The sequence below is a fragment of the Erwinia typographi genome (assembly GCF_000773975.1).
GTDB lineage: Bacteria > Pseudomonadota > Gammaproteobacteria > Enterobacterales > Enterobacteriaceae > Erwinia > Erwinia typographi.
Genome location: NZ_JRUQ01000002.1, coordinates 1 through 6077, shown reverse-complemented (window position 1 = coordinate 6077; position 6077 = coordinate 1). Strand labels below are relative to the sequence as shown.

5 protein-coding genes and 3 pseudogenes are annotated in these 6077 nt (G+C 45.4%); 7 read left to right on the top strand and 1 reads right to left on the bottom strand.

What is annotated here, in order from left to right; translation table 11 throughout:
• A partial coding sequence (locus NG99_RS29790; protein ID WP_232298133.1) for a hypothetical protein occupies positions 1-268 on the bottom strand: 268 nt, incomplete at its 3' end.
• Positions 269-418: 150 nt separating this feature from the next.
• On the opposite strand from NG99_RS29790, the pseudogene NG99_RS00025 reads away from it, so the two are divergent.
• From NG99_RS00025 to NG99_RS27800, 7 genes and pseudogenes are all read left to right on the top strand, one after another.
• Positions 419-638, top strand: a pseudogene (locus NG99_RS00025) (Rpn family recombination-promoting nuclease/putative transposase); the annotation flags it as partial.
• A gap of 68 nt (positions 639-706) precedes the next feature.
• Positions 707-1648, top strand: coding sequence for an HvnC protein (locus NG99_RS29020; protein ID WP_157032512.1), 942 nt, complete (start codon positions 707-709; stop codon positions 1646-1648).
• Between the two features lie 201 nt (positions 1649-1849).
• Positions 1850-2038 (top strand): hypothetical protein, encoded by a 189-nt coding sequence (locus NG99_RS29620; RefSeq protein ID WP_034887096.1) that lies wholly within the window; start codon positions 1850-1852, stop codon positions 2036-2038.
• 8 nt (positions 2039-2046) lie between these two features.
• A complete protein-coding gene (locus tag NG99_RS00010) occupies positions 2047-3246 on the top strand; it encodes an IS91 family transposase (protein ID WP_034887093.1) in 1200 nt (399 codons plus the stop codon).
• Between the two features lie 171 nt (positions 3247-3417).
• Positions 3418-3621 (top strand): annotated as a pseudogene (locus NG99_RS29015) (IS3 family transposase); the annotation flags it as partial.
• A 774-nt stretch (positions 3622-4395) separates the two neighbouring features.
• Positions 4396-5901: a DHA2 family efflux MFS transporter permease subunit gene (locus tag NG99_RS27805; protein ID WP_072017499.1), complete on the top strand. Its 1506-nt coding sequence runs from the start codon at positions 4396-4398 to the stop codon at positions 5899-5901.
• Positions 5902-5991: 90 nt separating this feature from the next.
• Positions 5992-6063 (top strand): annotated as a pseudogene (locus tag NG99_RS27800) (IS1 family transposase); the annotation flags it as partial.
• Between the last annotated feature and the right edge of the window lie 14 nt (positions 6064-6077).

Sequence of the window (6077 nt, the reverse complement as noted above, 5' to 3'; positions counted from 1 at the left end):
AATTAAAATGCGAGCGGCACCCCGGCAGCGTTTCAGAAGCCGGAACTTTCGGCGGTTCCGGCTTACCCCAACGGAAAGAGGATAGCTGAAAATGCGGACGGTTTTTCCTGTCAAATACTATAAAGACGAAGGATTTGTTGAGCGCAAAATCGAGCTTGACGATAATGATATCCAGGAAATTATTCAGGACTGGCTGATTGATAATGCCGATTTTGAATTTGACGAAGCGGAAATTGTTAATCTGCGGCCTATGAATATCTGGCTTCATGCCAAATGCCGCAAGTACCTTGACCCTGACGAACCGGAACATGAACTGCCTGCGTTGTCAGGGGATGCGCACTCTGATCCTTCAGCTCAGCAAAAGTTCGATTTATTCAACAAAGCCACTTAGAGGCGACAACTAACCTGACATGGGGGGATACCGGTGCTGTTCTGTACAGGTATAGCGCAGCCCGTATCCGTACTCCACTCGATGGCTGGATGAGTTTGACGATCCGGTGCTGGCAGGTAAACTCTACAGTAGCGCTTTCCCGCTGGTAGACGTTACGGTCATTCCGGATTATGAAATCGCTGGCCATCGCAATATGGCTGCTCTGACCCTGCTGCAAAAGCATATTCATCAGCGGGACCGGGCACAAGGCGATGTTGTATATTGTCTGCGGTCTTATCGTTTGGAATAGATCCCCATTAGAAGAGGACCTAAAGCATGGTGGATATGATGAGTTATGTGAGATTACTTTTTATTCTATTAGTCGTATCACATTCAGTTGAAGTCAGAAGTGAGGGACTATCAACTTCTGTTGATTTTGAAAAAAGAGAGCGTGCGTGCGCAGATGTAACTGATACTGGCGAGAAAACGTTATGTTACATAAAGTATGATTACAACAATACGCCAACTCGATGCGATCAAAATGATAACTCACCCGGAGTTCTTTGTAGTGGGTTGGTCATTAGAGGGACGGATTCATCCCTTTCTCGTACTTTTCATTCATGGAATCCCTCTCCCAGCTCAGTTATCTCGGGGGGAGTGTCATTTTCTTATTTAAGAGCGGATTCATCTTTCGGAGCGTTAGCTGGTAATTATGTTACAGGTTTTATCTTCTATCCCCAGATTTTTACCCCGACAGGGAAGGATTCTTCTATTCATGTGTTATGTGGATTCCCTATTGATGGATGGACACGACTTCGTTCTGAAAAGGGGTGTGGAGAATCTTCATCCAATCCGGATGGTAGCAAACCATGCTCAGATCTAGGAATAGAAACTGCAAGTCAATGGTATGATAGATACAATGGGAGCTCGGGTGAGATCGCTTGTGGTTTTGTGTTATATTCGTCAGGAAACGCAGTTAACACATCAAAAGCATTTGATGCTATGATTAAATCTCAGATTCTTTTAAAAGAATCTTCTTTTGAAGTAAACAATGAACTACGACTGGAAACTTGGGATCAAGATAAAATAGATGTACCGATTGAAGCTTTTTTTTATATATCGGGAAGCTCTATCGGATTACAGAGCTCACAGAAAGATCAATCGGACTTTTATTCTGAGTTTTCAGAGAAAATCCCCATTATTGAGATTAAACTCCCATCCCAAATTGGCGATGAGGCTACATTTTCATTTAATAAATCGGATCAAGTGGTTAATTGAAGCTCGAACGGGTCGTGACGCAGATCTAAGCTGCGGAACGGCATTTTAAGGATAGCCTGTATGATGAGGGCGTATATATTTTGAACAGGCCAGACTGACGGCTGAAAATCGAAAACCCCGCCATTGTCCTGCTATGCCGTAGCCAAACCCTGAGTGGAATATGTATGATCTGACGACATATTTTGCTCAGAGACCACCACCATTATGACCCGTAAGAGTATCGATACCGTCCTTATCTCCGTTGCCGCTGATAAGCTCTCGCAACGTGAATGGGACTGGATAAAGTTAATGAAGCCCATGGATCCGCCAGCGACAATGGTTGCCCGCGCCATACTGGAGCACCGCGGTGATACTGAAGCTCCGGGGCGGCAGCCACAGACAGTGGATTAACCCGTCCCATGCTGTCCGGTTTTACCCCACGTTCGCTCAAAAAGCTCTTCACCACCAACCAGTGCTGGGCCTCCTTTCTGGATGCGGGCGGCCTGCGTGATATCGAAGTCGAAGCCGTCACAAAAATGCTGGCCTGTGGCACCCGCATCAGCGGCGTGAAGGAGTATGCCTGCGACAACGCGCAGTGCCCTCACATCAGGTATATCACCAACGCCCGCCACAGCAGGGCCTGTCCGTCCTGCGGTAAAAAAGCCACTGACCTGTGGATTGCCGCGCAGCTTAACCGACTGCCGGACTGCGACTGGCAACATCTGGTCTTCACCCTGCCCGACACGCTGTGGGCTCTGTTTGAAGTCAACCGCTGCCTGCTCAACGACCTCTGCCGCCTGGCCGTCGACAACCTGCTGTATGCGGCAGGAAAACGCGGGCTGGACACCGGTATCTTCTGCGCCATTCATACGTACGGCCGCCGCCTTAACTGGCATCCCCATGTCCACGTCTCCGTCACCTGCGGGGGGATTAATAAGCACGGGAAGTGGCGAAAAATCAGCTTCCGTAAAGACGTCCTGCGCGCCCGCTGGATGTGGAATGTCCGTCAGCTGCTGCTGGCTGTCTGGTCAGAGGGTATTGCGCTGCCGTCCCCGCTGGCGCACATCACCACTGAATCACAGTGGCGCAGTCTGGTGCTGACCGCCGGTGGCGATTACTGGCACGTGTACATGTCGAAAAAGACGGCAGGCGGCAAAAACACCGTAAGATACCTGGGCCGGTATCTGAAAAAGCCCCCGATAGCCGGTTCCCGGCTGGCGCACTACGCCGGGGGCGCCACGCTGAGCTTCCGCTATCACGACCACAACACGGGTCAGCAGGCAACGGAGAGGCTGACGCAGCATGAGATGGTGGCCCGCCTGAAGCAGCATATCACGGAGAAGCACTTCCGGATGGTGCGCTATTTTGGTTTTCTGGCCAACCGCGTGTGCGGGGAAAAACTGCCGCAGGTTTACAGTGCGCTGGGTATGGCTAAACCGGAGCCGGTGGTGAAGGTGTGCTACGCGCAGCTGAGTAAGCAGCTCCTGCGTCGTGATCCGTTTGAATGCATCCTGTGCGGTGGGCACCTGTCTTACCGTCGGGCGATCGCGGGTCTGAATGTGCAGGCCCTTAAAGTGCATGCGCGGGAAATCAGCCTGATGCGGTACGTGCCGGGCTGACGCAGGGCAGATCTGTCTGTTGCACGGTTGTCGGATGTAAAACAGTCAGTATCAATATAAAAAAACACCACCCATCCTGAGCGCAGAGCGTTTGCCCGCCCCGGCATTCCGCGTTGATGAAAATTTCAGCACCCGGCTCAGGGGGACGGATGGTTTGAATTTCCTATACGTGAACGGTTCTTCCGTAGTCTGAAGAGCGAATGGGTACCGGCGACGGGCTATGAGAACTTCGGGGAAGCGAGAGCATCTATAATCCGTTATATCACGGGGTACTACAGCATTCTCAGGCCCCACTGGTATAACGGCGGCTTAACGCCAAATGAATCAGAGCGACTGTTCCACGAACAGTCAGGTCGTGTGGCCAAAATTAGTTGACCACTACAGTTTTACCGGCGCTCAGGCCGGCACGCATGCAACGGAATTGCTGTCAGTAAGGCTGCATGGAATGGAGAAAAAACGATGGCTGCGGATGCCGGTTCTGGAGCAGTGCGCCTGAAAAATGGATTTCAGTTTAAAAAAACGGCAAAGACAGCATTTTCATACATAAACTCACACATATCTGCACCATAATGGGATAGCCCATGCATGATATTCATGGTTATGTGCTTTCAAAAGATGCGATTCAATCTCCCAACCATCAAGAAAGTAACATTAACTGGTTAGGCAACTCGGCGGGCTGAATTATTGTCGTCTAATAGGTAAATCTTCGTTTCTGGTTCACTAAACACCTCTACTCTGGATGTAAGTTTAGTGTCCTGATTATTCAACCACTACACAGTGCTTTTAGTCTGACCCTCACGACTGGGTCATCGGGTGACGTCCTTGCCGTTTTTTTTACAACATGCATCCCTGGGGGATTGAAGGCATTACCAAAATGTTTTAATAGCTTTCTGTTTTAGTCTGATTTATGGAGCCTGTGCCAGAATCCCGCAACCGGAAGGAATTCCACTCATTTCAGGATATCAAGTTTCGTGACATTTTCTGTTCTGCAACAAAAACATGCCCTAAGTTTTCATGAGCATTCTTCATCCTTTGAGGATGCCCTTTGCATTAGAAAAATAAAACCCAATATTACTTTATGAAATTTATTACCCTCAATAATAAATACATAAAATCCTTGTTAATCACATTGTGAAATATTATTACCCTATGAAAATTAAAAAACATTTCATCACAAGAGTTGCACTTTCCATTTCTGCCTTTGTTGTTGTTATGGATTCAACTATAACAAATGTGTCAACATCTGTGATATCTGGAAGTTTAGGTATGTCAATGTTTGAAGGTGGTTTGATTTCATCTGTATTCGGGTTATCGAATGCACTATCAATACCATTGATGAAATTATTATCATCTACGCTGGGGGAGAAAAAGACCTATATTTTTTCTTTCCTTTTGTTTGTATTGTCTTCCATTTTTTGTGGATTATCATTGGGTATGTTTCCTCTTCTTTTTTTTCGTGTTATTCAGGGCGTGAGTTCAGGGCCGATAATACCACTGTCGCTTTCTATCTTACTTTCTACTTACAGAAAAAAAGATAGAACTTCTGGTGTTTCTCTGTGGTCTTCAATTGTTGTTATAGCTCCGGCTGTAGGACCGGTAATTGGTGGCGTGATATGTAAATATCTCTCGTGGCGATGGCTGTTCTTTATTAATGCGCCAGTTGGACTTATCTGCCTTAACCTTCTTTTCAAAGATTTCTTTTCTTCCTCAAAAGACGATACTGCATCTAGTGATTGTTTCGATATACTTGGTTATTTTTCAGTATCAATATTTATGATCCTGTGGCAGGTGATTATATCTCACGATAATTCGTTTTCTTTCGACAACCCATTGGACTTTTACTTGGTTTTCTTGTGTATATTATTTTTATTTTTATTTTTTATATCACAAATTTATGGAGAAAACCCCATGTTCGATGTGTCTCTTTTTTTGAATAAAAATTACTTAATAGGCACGGTGTGTTTATCCTGCTCTTATTTAATTAACTTAAGCACTGTGCTACCAATTTTTTTGATAGAGGTTCATGGTTATGATCTTCTTTCTGCCGGTCTGGCCTGTGCATCAGCTGGAATTCCGCCACTTCTAATCTCATCTAAAATAAAGAAGATAATGTCTATAGTAAACCCCAAGCACCTTGTTTTTACTGGTTTTGTTTTGTACGCAGTCTGTTTGCATTGGCGGACTTCAATGTTTCAGACAAATACTTCCTTCGAATCCGTGTGCATTTCTCAGTTTTTTATTGGGGTGGCGTCAACGCTTTTTTTTATCCCGATAACAGATATTACTATATCTTATGTAAAAAGGAAAAGGATAGGTTCCGCACTTACACTTAATTGCTTTTGTAAAACCATCTGTAGTGCTATAGGGACATCCATTACATACCGGATATGGAACTCAAGATTATTTTTACATACATCAAGGCTCTCTGACTCTGTCAATTATTACTCCGAGTTATTTCGCAGTGAAAATAGCATAATGATATCAAAAGGACTTTCTTATTATAATTCACTGAGCTTCATAAAGAATGAAATATTAGTTGCAGGTAAAATTGAATCAATAAATGATTTGTTTTTTTGTGGGGTTATATTGAATGTAATTCTTGCTTGCGTTATTTTAATGTCAACGTCGGTTGAAAAATACCCCTCACCCTATTAAGCTGTGGAATCCTCAGAAAACGAGATAGGCTTAGCGGGTAATGCTACCAACTTACTGATTTAGTGTATGATGGTGCTTTAAGGTGCTTCAGTGGCTCCTATTTCCATCAGTTGTCCCTCCTGTTCAGCTACTGAAGGCGTGGTCCGTAACGGTAAAAGAACGTAGCGCCCCAGAGG

Bases quoted from the DNA above. Each gene is read 5' to 3' on its own strand.
- NG99_RS29020 (WP_157032512.1), top strand. From the start codon at position 707: ATGGTGGATATGATGAGTTATGTGAGATTACTTTTTATTCTATTAGTC.
- NG99_RS00010 (WP_034887093.1), top strand. From the start codon at position 2,047: ATGCTGTCCGGTTTTACCCCACGTTCGCTCAAAAAGCTCTTCACCACC.
- NG99_RS27805 (WP_072017499.1), top strand. From the start codon at position 4,396: ATGAAAATTAAAAAACATTTCATCACAAGAGTTGCACTTTCCATTTCT.